The 16441-nt window shown below is 60.4% G+C and carries 19 protein-coding genes; 5 read left to right on the forward strand and 14 right to left on the reverse strand.

Going from position 1 to position 16441, the window contains the following annotated elements:
* Positions 1 to 143 precede the first annotated feature (143 nt).
* The 11 genes from ACPQ6D_RS20010 to ACPQ6D_RS20060 form a co-directional block, all read right to left on the reverse strand.
* Positions 144 to 461 (reverse strand): HigA family addiction module antitoxin, encoded by a 318-nt coding sequence (locus tag ACPQ6D_RS20010; RefSeq protein ID WP_423226124.1) that lies wholly within the window; start codon positions 459 to 461, stop codon positions 144 to 146.
* Positions 462 to 543: 82 nt separating this feature from the next.
* Positions 544 to 822 (reverse strand): type II toxin-antitoxin system RelE/ParE family toxin, encoded by a 279-nt coding sequence (locus ACPQ6D_RS20015; RefSeq protein ID WP_423226125.1) that lies wholly within the window; start codon positions 820 to 822, stop codon positions 544 to 546.
* 327 nt (positions 823 to 1149) lie between these two features.
* On the reverse strand, positions 1150 to 1608 hold the full coding sequence (gene atpC, locus ACPQ6D_RS20020; protein ID WP_423226126.1) for an ATP synthase F1 subunit epsilon: 459 nt from the start codon (positions 1606 to 1608) through the stop codon (positions 1150 to 1152).
* 12 nt (positions 1609 to 1620) lie between these two features.
* Entirely contained in the window at positions 1621 to 3033 is a 1413-nt protein-coding gene (atpD, locus tag ACPQ6D_RS20025; RefSeq protein WP_423226127.1) for a F0F1 ATP synthase subunit beta, read from the reverse strand.
* A gap of 42 nt (positions 3034 to 3075) precedes the next feature.
* Entirely contained in the window at positions 3076 to 3990 is a 915-nt protein-coding gene (gene atpG, locus ACPQ6D_RS20030; protein WP_423226128.1) for an ATP synthase F1 subunit gamma, read from the reverse strand.
* 77 nt (positions 3991 to 4067) lie between these two features.
* Positions 4068 to 5579 carry a F0F1 ATP synthase subunit alpha gene (gene atpA, locus ACPQ6D_RS20035; RefSeq protein WP_423226141.1) on the reverse strand — a complete coding sequence of 504 codons (1512 nt, stop codon included), beginning with the start codon at positions 5577 to 5579 and terminating at the stop codon, positions 4068 to 4070.
* A gap of 76 nt (positions 5580 to 5655) precedes the next feature.
* Positions 5656 to 6186, reverse strand: a complete 531-nt coding sequence (atpH, locus tag ACPQ6D_RS20040; RefSeq protein ID WP_423226129.1) for an ATP synthase F1 subunit delta — start codon at positions 6184 to 6186, stop codon at positions 5656 to 5658.
* Positions 6183 to 6683 carry a F0F1 ATP synthase subunit B gene (atpF, locus tag ACPQ6D_RS20045; RefSeq protein ID WP_423226130.1) on the reverse strand — a complete coding sequence of 167 codons (501 nt, stop codon included), beginning with the start codon at positions 6681 to 6683 and terminating at the stop codon, positions 6183 to 6185. The genes atpH and atpF overlap by 4 nt, the downstream gene beginning before the upstream one ends.
* 72 nt (positions 6684 to 6755) lie before the next feature.
* Positions 6756 to 6998, reverse strand: coding sequence for an ATP synthase F0 subunit C (gene atpE, locus ACPQ6D_RS20050; RefSeq protein WP_343407076.1), 243 nt, complete (start codon positions 6996 to 6998; stop codon positions 6756 to 6758).
* A 153-nt stretch (positions 6999 to 7151) separates the two neighbouring features.
* Positions 7152 to 8225, reverse strand: coding sequence for a F0F1 ATP synthase subunit A (locus ACPQ6D_RS20055; RefSeq protein WP_423226131.1), 1074 nt, complete (start codon positions 8223 to 8225; stop codon positions 7152 to 7154).
* A gap of 65 nt (positions 8226 to 8290) precedes the next feature.
* Complete coding sequence (locus ACPQ6D_RS20060) at positions 8291 to 8530, reverse strand: AtpZ/AtpI family protein (RefSeq protein WP_423226132.1); 240 nt, start codon at positions 8528 to 8530, stop codon at positions 8291 to 8293.
* Between the two features lie 215 nt (positions 8531 to 8745).
* Between ACPQ6D_RS20060 and ACPQ6D_RS20065 the strand changes: the two genes are divergently transcribed.
* On the forward strand, positions 8746 to 9042 hold the full coding sequence (locus ACPQ6D_RS20065; RefSeq protein WP_423226133.1) for a BrnT family toxin: 297 nt from the start codon (positions 8746 to 8748) through the stop codon (positions 9040 to 9042).
* Entirely contained in the window at positions 9029 to 9355 is a 327-nt protein-coding gene (locus ACPQ6D_RS20070; protein ID WP_423226134.1) for a hypothetical protein, read from the forward strand. The genes ACPQ6D_RS20065 and ACPQ6D_RS20070 overlap by 14 nt, the downstream gene beginning before the upstream one ends.
* Before the next feature lie 57 nt (positions 9356 to 9412).
* Here the strand turns inward: ACPQ6D_RS20070 and ACPQ6D_RS20075 are convergent, their stop codons facing one another.
* The 3 genes from ACPQ6D_RS20075 to ACPQ6D_RS20085 form a co-directional block, all read right to left on the reverse strand.
* Positions 9413 to 10366, reverse strand: a complete 954-nt coding sequence (locus ACPQ6D_RS20075; RefSeq protein WP_423226135.1) for a lysylphosphatidylglycerol synthase transmembrane domain-containing protein — start codon at positions 10364 to 10366, stop codon at positions 9413 to 9415.
* A 77-nt stretch (positions 10367 to 10443) separates the two neighbouring features.
* On the reverse strand, positions 10444 to 11415 hold the full coding sequence (locus ACPQ6D_RS20080; RefSeq protein WP_423226136.1) for a glycosyltransferase family 2 protein: 972 nt from the start codon (positions 11413 to 11415) through the stop codon (positions 10444 to 10446).
* A 206-nt stretch (positions 11416 to 11621) separates the two neighbouring features.
* Positions 11622 to 11981, reverse strand: coding sequence for a MazG nucleotide pyrophosphohydrolase domain-containing protein (locus ACPQ6D_RS20085; protein ID WP_423226137.1), 360 nt, complete (start codon positions 11979 to 11981; stop codon positions 11622 to 11624).
* 58 nt (positions 11982 to 12039) lie between these two features.
* Between ACPQ6D_RS20085 and ACPQ6D_RS20090 the strand changes: the two genes are divergently transcribed.
* The 3 genes from ACPQ6D_RS20090 to murA all read left to right on the forward strand — a co-directional run bounded on the left by ACPQ6D_RS20090 (position 12040) and on the right by murA (position 16316).
* Positions 12040 to 13941: a hypothetical protein gene (locus tag ACPQ6D_RS20090; RefSeq protein ID WP_423226138.1), complete on the forward strand. Its 1902-nt coding sequence runs from the start codon at positions 12040 to 12042 to the stop codon at positions 13939 to 13941.
* 262 nt (positions 13942 to 14203) lie between these two features.
* Positions 14204 to 14980, forward strand: coding sequence for an SAM hydrolase/SAM-dependent halogenase family protein (locus ACPQ6D_RS20095; protein ID WP_423226139.1), 777 nt, complete (start codon positions 14204 to 14206; stop codon positions 14978 to 14980).
* A 40-nt stretch (positions 14981 to 15020) separates the two neighbouring features.
* The gene (murA, locus tag ACPQ6D_RS20100) at positions 15021 to 16316 is read left to right on the forward strand and encodes a UDP-N-acetylglucosamine 1-carboxyvinyltransferase (protein ID WP_423226140.1); all 1296 of its coding nucleotides are present in this window, start codon (positions 15021 to 15023) and stop codon (positions 16314 to 16316) included.
* The last annotated feature ends 125 nt before the right edge of the window (positions 16317 to 16441 follow it).

A 16441-nucleotide genomic window follows, 5' to 3' on the forward strand; every position in this document is an offset into this window, starting at 1 on the left:
GAATCGGTGAAGACGGGGGTCTAGAAAGAGGTACTATGCCAACAACGACCTGCCGCGTGCGTAACCTGTATTCCGGTTCATCTGGCTGTCTACGAAGGGCGAAGGACGCCAGTTCACATAGACATAACCACGTTTAGCGATTCTTAGGCTACATGGCCTACGCGAGATGGCGTTCCCTGCCAGGGCTTGATCTTCGCCAGCGTTTCCGACAGCGTATTCTCAGCCACCTCCGTGTCATAGGCCGCCTGCGCTCGAAGCCAGTAGCCATTAGACAGACCAAAGAAGCGGCACAGTCGCAGATCGGTATCCGCTGTAATGGCGCGCTTACCCGCCACAATGTCACTGATCCGCTGAGCAGGTACACCGATCTCCTTTGCCAAGCGATACTGCGAGATGCCCATTGGCTCCAGGAACTCCTCGCGCAGCAGCTCGCCAGGTGTTATGGGATTAAGTTGCTGCATGGTTTCACTCCTTACGTGTGTATCCAGAACCTTGCGCTTGGCCCTGTTTCCGAAGTGAAAGCAAGGCTCTTCGGACAGGTTTCTAGTGGTAGTCCACAATCTCGACGTCTTCCGCGCCCGCAATCGTCCAGCGGAAGCACAGGCGGAACTGATCGTTCACTCGGATGCTGTGTTGTCCAGCGCGGTCGCCTTTTAGCGCTTCGAGTCGGTTGCCCGGCGGAACGCGGAGGTCTTCAAGCCGTCCCGCGATCTGCAACTGTCGCAGCTTACGTCGCGCAACCGATTCGATGTTCACGAACCGTTGCACGCGCTGGCCATTCGCTAAAGACTCCGTGTCGCTGGACTTGAACGATACGATCATGGAAAGATAGTAACACCTTGCGTGATTAACGTGCGTAATTGGGCTATCAATTCGTCGGACCATGTAAAACGCCAACCATGCGAATTGATGCTCCATAGTAACTATTCAGGCGGCGCGCCGTGGCAAGCGAGCGATTGAAATCGCGCCTGATGGGCGTTCCGCCAGGCGTCCACCTGAGTGGACGTGGCGCCGGTCGGCTCCGGCCGACCTGGCGGCGGCACGCCCTTGCGGCCCGAATTCATTCGGCGGCTGCAGTCGGCGCAGGATGCCTGAATAGTTACGCTCCATAAACAAAGGGCGCCTGCTGCTGCAAGCGCCCTTTGTGAGTTACTGATTGTTGTTGTTCGAATCTCGGAAATGAGCCGCCGAGGTGTGCGTTGCGCTGCGTTTTTGTACGATACGCAGCCGCATGATGGAGCGCCGCAGCGCAGCTTCCATCATTTCGCGACGTTCGGCCCCCTTCGGATGGCTCGTCAACCACTCTTCGGCGCGCTGGCGAGCTTCTTCAGCCCGTGCGGCGTCAATGTTCTCCGCGGATTCGCCCGAACGCGCCAGCAGCACCACCTTGTCCGGCCGCACTTCGATGAAACCTTCAGCCACAGAGAAGAAGCGGTCTGGACTGCCAGCCTTTTTGATCACCACCTCGCCAGGCTGAATGAGCGCCATCAACGGCGCATGTTTGGGCAGAATGCCCAGCACGCCGTCGGCGCCCGGCGCGATCACCATATCTACGTCGTCGCTGAAGACACGACCAGACTGCGCCACAAACTCAAAGCGAATCGGCATAATGGCCTCCGCTCAACCGCCGCCCAGGGTCTGCGCCTTGGCCACCATCTGCTCGATGGTGCCCACCATGTAGAACGCCTGCTCCGGCAGCGTATCATACTTGCCTTCGAGGATCTCTTTGAAACCCCGCACGGTCTCTTCGATCTTGACATACGCGCCCGGCTGACCGGTAAACTGCTCAGCGACGTGCATGGGCTGCGTCAGGAACCGCTGGATGCGGCGCGCACGCGCCACGACCAACTTGTCATCTTCGCTCAATTCCTCGACGCCGAGGATGGCAATGATGTCTTGCAGATCGCGGTAGCGCTGCAAGGTGCGCTGCACGCCGCGGGTGACGTCGTAATGCTCCTTGCCCACAATCAGCGGGTCCAGAATACGGCTGGTCGAGGCCAGCGGATCCACGGCCGGGTAAAGACCCTGCGAGGCCAGGGCGCGTTCCAACGAGATGGTCGCATCCAGGTGCGCAAACGTAGTGGCCGGGGCCGGATCGGTGTAGTCGTCGGCCGGCACGTAGATGGCCTGCATCGAGGTGATGGATCCGGTCTTGGTGGATGTGATGCGCTCTTGCAGTTCGCCCATTTCGGTGCCCAAGGTGGGCTGATAACCCACGGCGCTGGGCATGCGGCCAAGCAGGGCGGACACTTCAGAGCCTGCTTGCACAAAGCGGAAGATGTTGTCAATGAACAAGAGCACGTCGCGGCCCTCGTCACGGAAGTACTCCGCCATCGTCACGCCGGTCAAGCCCACGCGCAAGCGCGCGCCGGGCGGCTCGTTCATCTGCCCGAAGACCATGACGGTCTGCGGCAGCACGCCCGAATCCTTCATTTCGTGATAGAGGTCATTGCCCTCGCGTGAGCGCTCGCCCACGCCAGCAAACACCGAGTAGCCGCTGTGGAACTTGGCGATATTATGAATCAGTTCCTGGATGATGACCGTCTTGCCCACGCCCGCGCCGCCGAAGATGCCGGTCTTACCACCCTTGGTGAAGGGCGCGATGAGATCAATGACCTTCATGCCGGTCTCGAAGACCTGGGTCTGCGTAGACTGCTCGACGAACAGCGGAGCCAGGCGATGAATGGGGTAGTAGGTGGCGGCCTTGACATCGCCCTTGAGGTCAATCGGCTGACCGAGAACGTTGAAGATGCGGCCCAGGGTGTCGGGGCCAACCGGCACACTGATGGGAGCGCCTGTGTTGCGCACAGGGATGCCGCGCTGCAAGCCGTCGGTGCTCGACATGGCAACAGCGCGCACACGGCCCTCGCCCAAGTGCTGCTGCACTTCACAAACCAGGACCGGCCCGCTGCCCATCGGAATTTCGATCGCGTCGTAAATTTGAGGCAGTTGATCAGGCGGGAATTCGACGTCTACCACCGGCCCGACTACCGCGAGGATTCTACCTTCGACTCGCGTTCCGTTATTTCCCATGAATCATTATCCTCCGGTTACGGCATCAGGATCATAGTTGATCTAGCTGCTCGCCTGCGCCAAGGCAGAGGCGCCGCCCACAATGTCCATCAGTTCTTTGGTAATCTTTTCCTGGCGCGCCTTGTTAGCGCTCAGGGTTAGTTCGCCGATCAGGTCGTTGGCTGCATCGGTCGCGTTGCGCATGGCCACCATGCGTGCAGAATGTTCACTGGCGATGGCCTCATACAGCCCTTGCAGAATCTGCACTTCGGTGAAGCTTTCCAGCACCTGCGTCAGGACCGACTGCGCATCCGGTTCGAAGATGTAGTCCTTCGTAATCGTAATGGTCGGCTCTTGCGGCTCGATGGGAAGGAGCTTTCTGATGACCGGCTTCTGCACCACGGCATTGACAAAGTCCATGAAGCCGATGTAGACCGCATCCACGGCCTGGCTGACAAAGTCGTCAATCACCACGCGTGCAATGGGAGCGACCGTTGCTTCGTCCACGCCAACCTTCTGAATGCTGAGAGCCTGGCTGGTCGGCCGATCACCCACACTGCTGAACTCTGCCTTACTCGGTGGGCCGTAACGGCGCATGAAGTCACGCCCCTTACGTCCCACGGTGACCAGCGACACCGCCTTGCCTTCTTTCTCCCACTCCCGAATTTTGCGCGAGGCCTCGCGCAGCATGTTGGCATTGAGGCCGCCTGCCAGGCCGCGGTCGGAAGTGATGAGCAGGAGGAGGACATTCTTTTCTGGTCGCTCCTGCAGCAGGGCCTGTTGATCGGCGCCGCTGCGGCGGATGCGCGCCAGGAACGAGAGCATCTCCCAGGCTTTCTCGGCATAGGGCCGCGTCGCCAGCACTTGGGCTTGCGCACGGCGCATCTTCGACGCGCTGACAGCTTCCATCGCCTTCGTCACCTGGGCGATGTTCTTAACGCTCTTGATGCGTCGTCTGATTTCACGGTCATTGGCCACGATTTATCTCTCCTGCAAAGATGAGAAGCGAAGGGCGAAGGCCAGCGTCTGGCCTCAGATCGGTCGTCCTTCGTCGCTTATGCCGTGAACGTGGCATTGAAGTCGCTAATTGCCAACTTCAGGCCATCGGCCGTCGTCGCGTCCAGATCTTTGCTGCGCAGGATGGTATTGCCGATGTCTGCGTGCTGTTCGTCCATGAACTTCACAAACTCATCTTCCCAACGACGCAGCGCGCTGACTGGCACCTTGTCCAGGAAGCCGTTGGTGGCGGCAAAGATAGTCATCACCTGGTGATCGAGCGCTACCGGCAGGTACTGCGGCTGCTTGAGCACTTCAGTCAGGCGTTGGCCGCGATCGAGCTGGGCCTGCGTGGATTTGTCCAGGTCAGAGCCGAACTGGGCAAAGGCCGCCAATTCACGGAACTGGGTCAGTTCGAGCTTCAGGCGGCCGGCTACCTTTTTCATAGACTTGGTCTGCGCAGAGCCGCCCACACGGGATACCGAGATGCCGACGTTCAAAGCCGGGCGAATACCCGCATAGAACAGGTCGGATTCCAGGAAAATCTGGCCGTCCGTGATCGAGATGACGTTGGTTGGAATGTAGGCCGATACGTCGCCCGCTTGCGTCTCGATAATGGGCAGGGCCGTCAATGAGCCGCCGCCATAATCGGTGTTGAGGCGCGCTGCCCGTTCCAGTAAGCGCGAGTGCAGGTAAAAAACATCGCCGGGATAGGCTTCACGGCCAGGCGGGCGGCGCATGAGCAGCGAGACCTGGCGATAGGCCTGGGCGTGCTTGCTCAAGTCGTCGTAGACGATCAACGCGTCCTTGCCTTGTTCCATGAACTCCTCGCCGATGGCGCAGCCGGCGTAGGGCGCAATGTACTGCAAGGCAGCCGGGTCGGAAGCGGTCGCCGCAACCACGATGGTGTGATCCATCGCGCCGTACTGTTCCAGGGTAGCCACCAACTGCACCACTTGGGCGCGTTTTTGACCGATGGCCACGTAAATGCAAATCAGGTCCTTGCCCTTTTGATTGATGATCGTATCAATCGCAATGGCCGTCTTGCCGGTCTGGCGGTCGCCGATGATCAGCTCGCGCTGGCCGCGACCGATGGGAATCAAGGCGTCAATGGCCTTGATTCCGGTTTGCACCGGCGTATCCACCGACTGACGGGCGATGACGTTGGGCGCGATGCGCTCCACCGGGCGCGTGCCGCTGGCGTTGATCGGGCCTTTGCCGTCCAGCGGCTCCCCCAACGCGTTGACCACGCGGCCGATCAGGGCGTCGCCCACCGGGACCGACACGATGCGACCGGTGGAACGGACCAGGTCGCCTTCTTCGATTTCGGTGTACTCACCCAGGATGATGACACCGACGCTGTCCTCTTCCAGGTTGAAGACGATGCCCATGATGCCGTTGGCGAATTCGACCAACTCGCTGGCCAAGGCGTTCGTCAGGCCCTTGATGCGGGCGATGCCATCGCCTACTTGGGTAACGGTGCCCACATCCACCATGCGCGCCGGCGCTTCAAACGCTAGAATTTGCTTCTTGATGAGATCCGCGATGCTCTCAGTTTGAGAGGCAGTCATTACCGCCATCTAGTTTCTCCTCATGCCTCTTGGTCACGTTGACGGACGCACAGAAAGGTCGGTGCTCGTGCGTGCACTAACGCACCGCGGCGGCCAGTTGTTCACGCATGCGACTCAGGCGGCTGGCGACGCTGGTATCAATCAGCTTGTCGCCCACGCGCACAATCATGCCGCCCAACAGCGCCGGGTCCTCGGTGTAGTGGAACTCAAGGCCGGCCCCAAACTGCGCGCTGAGCTTTTCCTGCAAGGCTTGGCGGTCGCTCTCGGCCAGCGGTTGGGCGCTTGTCACCGTAACCGTTTGGGCGCCTGCCGCCGTGCGCTGCAGGATGGCGTTTAGTTCTGCCACCACCTCGCGCAGCTTATTCAAGTCGCCATGTGACAACAGGACTTGCAGCAAGTCAGCTTCCAACTTGCCGAAGTCGGTTGGCAAGAGACTGGTCAGCGCTGCGTTGCGGCCGGCAAACTCCTGTGCCTGGTCGCTCAGCCGGCGCAGCAAACCATCCTTCTCCAGCCGGTCAGCCAGAGCCGTCAGGTGCTGTGACCAGTGTTCCACAGCGGCGGCCAGAAAGCCGCTCGCATAGTCGCGTGCGCTGGTTTCGGCTTTCACTGTAGTTTACTCGCTAAGAACTCATTGACCATGCGTTTCTGTTCGATCGGGTTCGTCAGTTCATGGCCCAGGATGCGCTCCGCGGCCAAGACGGCCAGATCGGCCACCTGGCGCTGCATGTCACGCAGCATTTGCGCGCGCTCCGCGGATGCGTCTGCACGCGCTTTCGTCTTGATCTCCTCAGCCTCTGCTTGCGCCGTTGCCAGGATGCTCTCACGCACCTTTTCGCTGTCGCTGGCCACGGCCGCGATGCGCGATTGCGCGGCGCGGCGTTCCTCGTCCAGCTTCTTCATCAACTCCGCCCGCTCGGTTTCCGCGGCTTGGCGCGCCCGGTCGGCGGCCTTCATCCCGTCCTCGATGCGCTGACGACGTGCATCAAGCATGTTCATCACGGGCTTCAGCAAGAAGCGCCGCAGCAAGAAGAACAGGATCAGGAAGTTGATGATTTGCGCAAGCAGGAAGGCGCCGTTAATTCCAAGTTGTCCAAAGATATCCAAGCTGGCACCCCCTCAAGCCTCTACATAGGCCTTGTAATGCAAAAATTCGATCTGGATCTCTCGATGGAGCCATTACTTGAAGGTCGCGAGACCCGGCGCGCCCACGAAGACCAACAACAGGGCAACCACCAGCGCGTAAATGGCGATTGCTTCGGCGAACACGATGCCAAGAATCATGTTCGTGCGGATTTCACCGGCCGCTTCAGGGTTGCGACCCATAGCCTGCAGCGCGCCCATGACAAGCAAACCGACGCCGATGCCGGGGCCAATAGCGCCCAAGCCAATCGCGAGACCCGCAGCCAGAACTGCATTCATAGTTTTCGATCCTCCTCAATGATTCTGTTTGGTGTTGTTTCGAACCAGTTCGCTCAGCGTCACGCCCAAAGCGTGACATTCACAAAATCAACGTTTGACCAGCCAGCCTGCTTCGCAATGCGCCTGCCTGCGGATCAAACCAGGCAAGACGGTTCAATGCGCGGTCACGGGTGCTTCGGCCGCATGACCATGATCCTCGTGTCCTTCGTGGCTGACCACAGCCGACGAGAGGAAAATCAGGGTTAGAATGGCAAAGACGAAGGCCTGCATGAAGCCGACAAACAGCTCCAATCCGTAGAACGGCAGGGGGATGAAGTACGGAATCAGGAATGGCATGACAAACAGCAGAACCTGCCCGGCGAAGACATTGCCAAAAAGACGGAAGGAGAAAGAGATGATCTTCGCAAACTCGGAGATGAGTTCCAGAATTCCGACGAAGGCGTCCACCGGTTTCATGCCGGTGATCGTCGGCAAGAAGAACTTACGCCAGTACTTCATTCCGAGCACGCGCATGCCTTCAGCCTGCGTCAAAATGACGGAGATCAGCGCCAGCGCCAGCGGCACATTGAGGTCGGTGGCCGCGGCCCGGAACAGGGGCTTCAGGACATAAGCGCCGTACTTGCTCTCATGGCTCTCGGTCTTGGCTGCAGCTTCACCGCCGGCCTCGGTCTTGTGCTCGGCCAGGATTTCCTGCACTTCCGCGTCGGTCAGGTTGACCTGGTCTTTCACCAGGGTGCGGATACCCAGGAATGAGCCGAGCTTATAACCGGTGCGCACGGTGCCGTTGGTGTGCGCCGTGGCGACCTCGACTGGCTCGATCACGCCGATGCTGTCAAACCCAGGAATCAGCTCCCACCAGTTCGCCACCATGAGGAACATCATAATCGTCATGAAGACGGGGAACCAGCGCTTGGCGTTGATCTTGCCCGCAATGTCTTCGGTCATACGGTAGAAAATCTCCAAGAACCATTCGATCAGGTTCTGAAGACCGCTGGGAATTTCTTTGAGATTGCGACCAACCGCGAAGGCAATCGCCAACAGCGTGATATCAGCGATCAAGGTGGTGATCAGGGTGTTCGTAACCGGGAAACCAGCCACGGAAAACAGCTCTTCGGCTGGCAGTAGAATGGTTGGCAAGGGCACCGGTATGAGGACGGCGCCGCCCAACATCACAGCGAGGACGACAACGATCATGAGAAGGTTGCGTGGTTTGAACAGATTGCGCACTCTGCTACATCCTCCTTCTTGTGGAGGTGCGAAGCTCTCTGCGTATGCCTCGCGCCTCGGATTCCCTACTTCTTTTCCTGGTTATCTTCGGTATCGGGTGCAATGGCCCGGTACACGCTTCCCAAGCGGTGAACGAGGAAGAATGTAGCAGCAGCGGCGCCAGTGCCCATACCAATGAGAAGCCCCCACGGCGCGGCGCTCGTTCTTGTGTCAAACCATAAGCCAACGCCCAAGGGAACGAATAAAAAGAGCGGGACGACAAGCATTAACATCAACGCTTCACGATGCCACGGATGCTGGGTCACGATGCTTTTTCCTGAGTCAACACCCGTCTCAATGTCGCCGCGACTCCCAAACGAAAGGTCGAACCGAAATCTGACTCTCAGCGACCATGTTGGGATTATAACATATTGTACCAAGCGGCGCAAATGAGGAACAGACCAGACAAAAGACCAGTATTCTTACAGTCTCTGGTCGTAATGTATTGACATCGTAAATACATTGAGCTATACTAATGCTCATGAACACTCGTTACCAGCTTCACGGCATTACTTATGAATGGGACATCGCCAAAGCAGTTGCTAATCTGCATAAGCACCGTATTTTGTTTGAATCAGCATGCGAGGTCTTTCATGATCCGTTTGTTTGTGTCGTGGAGGCGGACGAGGCGGAAGAAGAGTCAAGGGACGCAGCGATTGGTATGACTCAGAACTGGCGATTACTGTATGTCGTGTATACCATGCGCAGTGATACGATACGCATTGTCTCTGCCCGCATGGCTGTCAAGTCAGAAAGAAGGATCTATGAACATCAATGATCTAAAGAACCGCTTGCGCCGGGACCGTCCGATGAAGACGATTACGGTTCGCATACCAGAGGATGTATTGGAAGACCTGAAACGAATGGCGCCACGTCTAGGCTTCTCCGGTTATCAACCGTTGATGCGTGCCTATATTGGGCAGGGTCTGCGCGCCGACCTGGCTCGCTTTGAAGAAGACGCATCGGAGATGTCGCGTGTGCTCGACGGCCTGCGCCGTCACGGGGTTGACGACGAGGTGATCGCCTCGGTGGTGGCGGAGGCAAAGGACGCCACACGTTACGTTGCGACTGCCGCACCGCCATCGGCTTGAACCCATGCCAATGCCTGCACCCCGACAGTCAGTGTTTGCCGCAGAACTGATGTCGCTTCAAGTCCCTGTGCGCCTGCCCTGCAGCCAGAGCAGGCCGCCCGGCAGGCTGGAAAGGATGATCAGCGCCTGCATCAGCAGCGACACGGCGAGCGCGTGATCGTGCGCCACACCCACCAGGCCATAGAAACCGACGTATGCATTCTGGTTGACGCCGAGGCCGCCTACGGAGATGGGAATCAGCAGCACAAGCCCAACGAGCGGGTTGAAGAGGGCAATAGCCAGGAACGAAATGCCGCCGCCCAGCGCCTGGGACAGCAGGAAATTGACTACATTGGTGAACATGAGGCCGGTGACGCCAATGGCATAAGCCGCCAAGAGGGTCTTGTAGCGAAAGCGGTAAGCCCCAAACGCGTCGGCCAGGCGGCCGTAGACGGGAGCCAGGGGGCGCAAGAGGGACCAGTCGAACAGGCGGGCCAGGCGCACACGTGCGCGCCGGCTGAAGAGCACCACAAAAGCAAAGACGAGAGCCGTCAACGCCACGACAGCCACGGCGCCCACGACTTTCAAATCGGGGATGTGCGTGGTGTAGATGGCGATGAGCGCGGCTACCACGGCGGAAGAGACGAAGGCCATCAACCCCATCAAGCGATCCACGATGACCGAAGCGGCCGCGTCGAGTTTGCGCTCCGTGTACGCGCTGAGGCCATAGCCGCGCATGACATCACCGCCGATGTTGGCGGGCAAGATGTTATTGAAGAAAACGCCAATGAAGGTGTAGCGCAGCAGCGCGCCAAAGGGCACCCCGGGCACTTGGGCGCGCAGCAAAACGGCCCATTTGGCCGTATTCAGCACGATGGCGCCGAAATAGACGATCAGCGCCAGCAGGATGAGGGCCGCATTGGCGCCGGCCAGACGGGTGCGTAGGGCGGCCAAATCAACGCGGCTAAAGATGAACACGATAAGCGCCGCACTCACCAGCAGTTTGAGCAGCGCCGTTAGTTTGTCACGCACAACTTGCTCCAGTAGGCGAAGATTGGAGATCAGAGATCGGAGATCGGGCGCAAGACGCTGGTCTTTGCCCTCTGCCCTTACGGTGCAACATTCGTTGTGGTCGCCATCGGCGCCGTGTCCTGGGTGGTTGCACGCTGCCGCGCTTCTTCGCCCACATCGGCCTTTTGCGTCCAGGCCATGTCCCAGACGACGTGGCGATCTTGCTTGACTTTGAAATCGTACCAGCCCAGAAGTCGCGCATAGCCTTCCAGGAAGGCCATCACGAACAGGGTGTAGACCAGGCGAACGGCGCCCCAGATTTCCTTGAAGGCGATCTTAAGGACGCGGCCGTTCTGAATACTGGAGACCTGGTAACCGTATTTGTGCTGCAAATAGAGATGCCCGGCATGATTGCGCCGCCGCTGGCGCACAAAGTCGCTCACGGTGTCTGGGCCGGTATTGAAAACGACGGCATCCGGCGCGTAACGCACCTGCATCCCACGCTGGATCACCAACGCCTCCACAAACGCTTCGTCCATCGCCACGTCGGGCGGGATCTGGTCGAACACCTTGCGGAATGCGATCATTTCACCCAGGCGCGGAATCTCCAGGCACAGCTCATGCTCCATGCGTAAACGCAGGTGCGAGAAAAGGCCGACGATATGATCGGGCGTGTTGACCGGGATCTTGTGCGCGCCTGTCATGCCCACCTGCGGATCCGCAAACATGCGCACCATGTGCTCCACCGCGTCCTCGCGCGGCAATGTGTCGCCGCTTTCCAGGACGCAGATACCTTCGTGCGCTGCCTGCAGAAATAGATTGATCGCAGAGGTTTTGCCTTCACGCCGCGGCTGCACAATGAGCCGAATGCGCTCGTCTTCGGCCATCTTGTGTTCGACGATGGACACCGTGTCATCGGTGCAGCCGCTGGCGACGACGATGATCTCGCTGATCTCGACCTGGTGGAGGTGCTGTTGCATCAGCGCATTGAGGAGCGCACCGATGTTGGCGGCTTCATTGTGCGCTGTCACGCCCACGCTGCAGCGAATGCGGGCGACTGGATGTTCCACAAACTCGACTCCTGGTGGTTTCTGCGCCGCCGCCGACGGCCCTTCCGGCTGAGCCGCGGCCATCTTCGGGCGCAGGAGCATCATTATAAGACGCCAATGCCTGAAATGGCAAATGCCAACGACCTGAACAAGTTCAGACCGCCCGAAGCAACCGGACTCCCGAACTTGTTCGGCGCGCATTGACGGCTGCGCGGCCTTGAATCACTTCAGAGTGCTGGCGGCGCCTGCTGCGCCAGATAGCGCGCCAGCTCGGGCGCGCCGGTCTCCAACGGATAGCGGGTATCCGCCTTGACCATGCCTGCCTGCAGCGCGTCCTCCACATCCACGCCGCATTGATAGGCCAATTTGAAGAGAAAGACAAAAACGTCCGACAGCTCTTCGCGCAGCTCGATCTGCCATTGATCGGCTGACGTGGAAGGTTTGTAGCCTTCGCGGCGCAGAATCACGCGCGCCACCTCGCCCAACTCCTCCATTGAGTGCAGCAGCGTGTGGGTGGGCGCGACCTGATCCCAGCCGCGTGCATGATCCCAGTCCTGTAACCATTGTTGATAGGCCCGAATGTGCATAAGTGTCCTTGTTCTGCGCGCCTTTGACTTTTTGTCGCGCTGCGATTATAGTTTCTGCATGTCAAAATCTTTACGCCTACGGCTGCTCGTCGCCCTTCTGGCGGCTGTGGCGCTGCTCGTACTAACCGGATTAGCGTTGGGGGTGCCAGGCGTGGGCGCGCCCGGCGCGCTGACGCCCGCCGCGCCTGACTACGCCCTGGCGCCCGGCGCGGCGATGGTGGTGGATCGCGACAACTTCAACGGCGCGCCGCGCGAGATCCCAGGCATCGAACTCGGCAGCCATCTCGATGTCCTGTGGGCGGAGATCAACCCGGCTAACTGCGAGACCAATCCCACCGGCTGCACCGATTTCAGCGTGATCGAAGAACGGCTGCGTCTGCTGGGCCAGCAGCAGGTTACTACAGTAGACGGACAAGGCATCTCCCCGCGGCCGCTGTGGCTGAGCCTACCGCGCTTTTGGTCCCAGGGCAACGAATTGGACGGCATCCGCTATTGTAACAACAATGTGCCGCCTTGGCTAGGCGGCGCCAACGGCCTGGCGCCCAACTACGCCATCAGCGTCACGCGCACGGTCAATGGTCAGCCCCTCGTGCATACCGAGTACGTGCCGCGGCTCGACAGCCCGGCCCTGCAGGCCGCGTACACGACGCTCATCCAACGTCTGGGCGCGGCGTTCGACAACGATCCACGCATCGCCGGCCTATTCATCGCCGGTGGTTATGATAATGAAACCAACCTGGCCGCGCCCTGGTGCGGCATCACCCTAGAGATGATCGCCAACTGCGCCAACCCCGCGTCGCCGCAATGCCTGATTTCGGCTTACGCCGGCGGCGAGTACGATCAGTTCGTGCGCAACGCCATCAACGCGTTCCACCAGGCTTTCCCGCGCAAGCCGGTCTACCTGCTCTACGCGCCCGCGCCGGATGATTATCTGCGCTGCAACTGGGTCTACGGCGTGCCGGGCCAGTTCACCGGCATTGCCCAGTATACCAATCGCCATATCGGCCTGGGCTTCAACGGCATGCGCTATGACGTCCCGGGCTTCATTCGGCGGCCGCCGCCCGCGCCGCCGCCCGCCTCTGCGCGCTGCAGCGTGTTCCAACTGCTGCTCGACAACCGGGGCGTGCTGCCCATCAAGCTGGAGCCGTCGCAGAGTTGGTCGGGCGTGGCGCGCCACCAGATCGAATACTGGAGCTGGCTTTTTGGTTTGGGGCCTTTTTGGCCGGATTTCATTGACACGCAGCCGGAGTGGTTCTGCGCCAATACGGATGCGGATGGCAACTGCCGTTCACCCCTGGCCAGCGAGCTGCGCGTCTTCAATACGCAGTATGGTTTCCCTGCCGTTGTCTCAGCGCGCCAGGGCAGCCAGGGTGATTTTAGCGACTGGGTAGAGCGCCAGTTTGGCGACAGCCCAAGCCGCGCGCGCGATCTGTGGACTGCCTTTCATCGCACGGAGTTTCCGCACACAGGCAGCTTTTGTCAGGGCTACTGCGAAGGCTTCAACGACAACTTCAACCACTTCTTGGCTGTGGCCTACGGGCCGTACAGCGTGCGTTGCGGCGACAGCAGCCTGCCGTGCTATGACCCCAACCCGCTGCCGCAGGCCGCCACGAACATCTATTCCCGCTTTGCCGGCCGCCTGGATGGCCCATCGCTCTCTTTCAGCATCAGCAGCACCCTCAGCTATTACGGCCAGACGTTGAACAACGTGCACATTCGCGTGGCGTACGTCAACGACAGCGAGGCCGATTTCACCATCACCCTGCCCACCGAGTTCAGCAGCATCACCCTGCCGGTGGATCGCACCGCGGCCGGAAACTGGGCCTGGTTCGAGACCACGCGGCGCATCAAGCTGGCGAATGACCTCAACGGCGCGATCTTGCGCGTGGATTACAACGGCCCCGACCCGCGCCCCACCCTGCACATGGTTTGGATTGACGTCAACGACGCGCAGCCCTAAAGTCATGCGCCTGACCCGCGCTCGGCGCATGCCCACACGCCGTTGACTTCATATCCAGCCTCCGCCGGCGTTTTACGGGCGAATCGGAATGACTCTGCGCGGCGCTCCTGCACACGACCTGTGGTAAAATAAAGAGAGACGGTCGAGTGCGCGGGAACGGAGACTTTTCTGCTCATGCTTCGTTCATCCTGGTAAGAGGATTCGCTTCTGCGCTGACCGCGCTCGCCGTGCGCAACCAATTCGACTCAAAGACGAGGAACCCGTGCCGATCATCACCCTCCTGACCGATTTCGGCGACCAGGATGGCTACGTGGCCGCCATGAAAGGCGTGATTCTGAGCATCGCGCCTGACGTGACGCTGGTGGACATCACACATGCCATTGCGCCGCAGGCCATTCAGCAGGCGGCATACGTCCTGGCGCAAGCCGCTCCTTTCTTTCCCCCAGGCGCCATTCACGTGGCCGTCGTAGACCCCGGCGTGGGCAGCGCTCGCCGCCCGCTTGCCGTGCAAACCGCCAACGCCATCTTCATTGGCCCCGATAACGGCCTCTTCAGCGCCGTGCTGGACAGCGCGCCAGAAAGCATCTGCATCCATTTGGACCAGCCGCGCTTTTGGCGCGCCCAGCCGAGCCAAACCTTTCACGGCCGTGACATTTTCGCGCCGGTCGCAGCCTATCTGGCGCGCCAGGCGTCCCTGGCCGATCTCGGGACGCGCATCAGCGATCCCGTGCGTCTCATTCTGCCCACGGCGCAGCGTCAACCCAACGGCGCGTTGCGCGGCGCCATCATTCACGTAGACCACTTCGGCAACCTGATCAGCAACATTCCCAGCGCTTGGCTGGCCGTGGATGATTGGCGGGTCACCATCGGCCACACAACGTTGGAAGGCATCCGGCCCAATTTCGCCGCGGCGCCGATCGGCGCGCTGCTGGCCTACCGCGGCAGCGCGGGCACGCTGGAGATCGGCGAGCGCAATGGCCGCGCCAGTCAGGCGCTCGGCGTTGGCGTGGGGCAGCCCGTGGTTGCCGAGCCTTGCTGAATCTACCCAGGCCCCCCAAGGAACATGAGAGGAAAAGACTATGTCTCGCTTCAAGATTATCGGCAAACAACCGCTGCACGGCGTGGTCACGCCGTCCGGCAACAAAAACGCGGCGCTGCCCCTGCTGGCGGCTTCGCTCCTCACCGACCAACCCCTGACTCTGCGCAATGTTCCTGCCATCGGCGATGTCAAGACCATGGTGCAGCTCTTGCGCGGCCTCGGCGTGGATGCGACCTGGCCCGATGAGCACACCTTAACCTTGCACGCGTACGACCTGGGCCGGGGTAAGCTGGACAACGATCTCTTCCGCATCATCCGCGGCTCCGTCACGCTGGCAGGTTCCCTGCTGGCGCGCACCGGCCGCGCAGAGCTGCCTATGCCGGGCGGGGACAAGATTGGCCGCCGGCGCATTGACACCCACTTGCTGGCCCTCTCCGCGTTGGGCGCGCAGGTTGAGTATGGGCAGAATTTCACCCTGGCTGCACCCTACTTGACCGGCGCCGACATCCTGCTGGACGAAGCCAGCGTGACCGGCACCGAAAATGCGGTCATGGCAGCTGTCCTGGCGCGCGGCGTTTCGATCATTCGCAACGCGGCTTCCGAGCCGCACGTGCAAGACCTGTGCAACTGCCTGGTGCAGATGGGGGCGCAGATTCAAGGCATTGGCAGCAACACGCTAGTCATCGAAGGCGTACGTCGTCTGCACGGCGCGGAGTTCAGAATCTCGCCTGACACCACCGAGATTGGCTCGTACATTGGCCTGGGCGCGGTGACGCAGGGCGAAATACGGGTGCGTGAGGTGCCAGCCGACCAACTGCGTATGATTCGCCTGATTTTCGGCGACCGCTTGGGGGTGCGGATGCGCCAGGAGGAGACGCCGACCGGCTTTGATCTCATCGTCGAAGACCATCAAGACCTGGCGGTGCGCATGGATGTGGGCGGCGCCGTGCCGAAAATTGATGACGCACCCTGGCCTGCATTCCCAGCCGACCTGATGAGCATTGCCATCGTGGTGGCGACACAGGCGCGGGGCACCGTGTTGATCCATGAGAAGATGTTCGAAAGCCGGCTTTACTTCGTGGACAAGCTGATCAGCATGGGCGCGCAGATCATCCTGTGCGATCCGCACCGCTGCGTGGTCGTGGGGCCGGCCACGCTGCATGGGCAGGAGCTCAGTTCGCCAGATATTCGCGCCGGCATGGCGCTGCTGATTGCCGCGCTGGCGGCCGATGGCGAGAGCACCATTGCCAACAGCGGCCAAATTGATCGCGGCTACGAACGCGTGGAGGCAAAACTGCGCGGTCTGGGCGCTAATATCACGCGCCTGGAAGATTGAGGCAAGCGCTGTCAGGGGTTCCCCTTGCGCAGGCTGGCTGCACGGCGCAGCAGCGGGCAAGCCGACATCGCTCTCTGCGACATCAGCTCCTTTGCGGCCGGCCTGCGCAAGGTTGGGTGCTTTTT

Origin of the sequence: Candidatus Amarolinea aalborgensis (genome assembly GCF_900491745.1) — a bacterium.
Lineage (GTDB): Bacteria > Chloroflexota > Anaerolineae > SSC4 > Amarolineaceae > Amarolinea > Amarolinea aalborgensis.

Coding starts and splice junctions, on each gene's coding strand:
- ACPQ6D_RS20010 (WP_423226124.1), bottom strand. CDS start 461: ATGCAGCAACTTAATCCCATAACACCTGGCGAGCTGCTGCGCGAGGAG.
- ACPQ6D_RS20015 (WP_423226125.1), bottom strand. CDS start 822: ATGATCGTATCGTTCAAGTCCAGCGACACGGAGTCTTTAGCGAATGGC.
- atpC (WP_423226126.1), bottom strand. CDS start 1,608: ATGCCGATTCGCTTTGAGTTTGTGGCGCAGTCTGGTCGTGTCTTCAGC.
- atpD (WP_423226127.1), bottom strand. CDS start 3,033: ATGGGAAATAACGGAACGCGAGTCGAAGGTAGAATCCTCGCGGTAGTC.
- atpA (WP_423226141.1), bottom strand. CDS start 5,579: ATGACTGCCTCTCAAACTGAGAGCATCGCGGATCTCATCAAGAAGCAA.
- atpE (WP_343407076.1), bottom strand. CDS start 6,998: ATGAATGCAGTTCTGGCTGCGGGTCTCGCGATTGGCTTGGGCGCTATT.
- ACPQ6D_RS20065 (WP_423226133.1), top strand. CDS start 8,746: ATGAACACTCGTTACCAGCTTCACGGCATTACTTATGAATGGGACATC.
- ACPQ6D_RS20070 (WP_423226134.1), top strand. CDS start 9,029: ATGAACATCAATGATCTAAAGAACCGCTTGCGCCGGGACCGTCCGATG.
- ACPQ6D_RS20085 (WP_423226137.1), bottom strand. CDS start 11,981: ATGCACATTCGGGCCTATCAACAATGGTTACAGGACTGGGATCATGCA.
- ACPQ6D_RS20090 (WP_423226138.1), top strand. CDS start 12,040: ATGTCAAAATCTTTACGCCTACGGCTGCTCGTCGCCCTTCTGGCGGCT.
- murA (WP_423226140.1), top strand. CDS start 15,021: ATGTCTCGCTTCAAGATTATCGGCAAACAACCGCTGCACGGCGTGGTC.